The sequence below is a fragment of the Streptococcus sp. 1F3 genome (assembly GCF_054968985.1).
Genome location: NZ_JBUEQR010000099.1, coordinates 1 through 1213 on the forward strand (window position 1 = coordinate 1; position 1213 = coordinate 1213).

Sequence of the window (1213 nt, forward strand, 5' to 3'; positions counted from 1 at the left end):
CGTGGACAGGCTCCCAATGCTAGTTATATGGATAAGGCTGCTTATCGAGCTCAGCAGACAGGGAAAGCTCTCTGGGATCAGATTATTCACATGGATGCCTATGATGTAGGAGGCCTGACTTTCGAGGTTGCCAGTCTTTTGGTTGGTCCAGCAGCTGTAGGTAAGGTGGCTAAGGGGACAAATATTGGAGCTAAGGCCGCTGAGATGATTGGCTTAGCCAAGAACAGTACCAAGGCAAGGCTCCTCGCAACTGTCGAAAAGTGGGGCTCAAAGGTTGACAATATCCTAGCGAAGAGCAATCCTGTCATTCGGCAATTTGGGGAGAAATTATTAGATACCCGAATTCCAGCTGGCCTCCGTCGGGAAGCCTTTACCTTTGCGGATGAAGTAGGCTCCCTGTCTGCCTTTAGCGATGAGAGCAAGACGTTGCGTGAAGTGATGAACTTCTCTAGTAAACATGCGGATGAGGTGGTAGAGAAAACAAGCAGACTTCCTTTTATCGAAGGGATGAGCCCAGAAGATGCCCGTCGCTATGAACAATGGACCAAGTATGCGGAGGTAGGTCTTAGTCCAGAAGACCGTGTCCGAGTGCTGGAAATTTCGGAGAAGGCACCGAAGGTTGAGCTGGTAGAGGGATTTGATAAAAAGTCTCTTTTTGATGAAATTGTTGCGACTGATAAAGAAGTTACTCCAAGACCGCATCCTGAAGAATATTTGACTCAAGACTATATTGAGGCTCACAAGAAGCAATTTGATAATGGTGCGTCTAAGTTCCAAAAGTTCCAGCCTAGTGAAACTTGGAATGGAGGAATTGTAGGAGGTGACGATGGAACAAGCTTTTGGTTGAGTAAAGAGCATGCGGATGTTATAGAGGATATCGCTAAGGGAGATAATCGTCTTTATGAGACTTTGTTAGGCTTTGACGAGGGTTACCTCGGAGATGGTCCGCTCTATCGTTTGGATGTTTCGCCAAAAGTTGTCTCTGAAAAAGGAATCTCTATCCCGAGTGGTAATGAGTCAGGAGCGAATGAATGGTGGCGTCCAGGAGGTCGCACTTATCCAGGAGATATGCCAGAAGGAGTAATGAAAGATATCAGTATAAAGGAAGGAGATACCATATGGAACACAGTCAATTAACATGGGAAGACGTTATCAAGTTTGAGGAAGTAGCAGGTTATGGTCAGCATATCTGGAAACACGGGGAACAATATTA

At 46.0% G+C, this 1213-nt stretch carries 1 pseudogene; it reads left to right on the forward strand.

Annotated elements, in window-relative coordinates:
- Positions 1-1137: pseudogene (locus tag ACVPON_RS08785) on the forward strand (hypothetical protein); the annotation flags it as partial.
- Positions 1138-1213 lie beyond the last annotated feature (76 nt).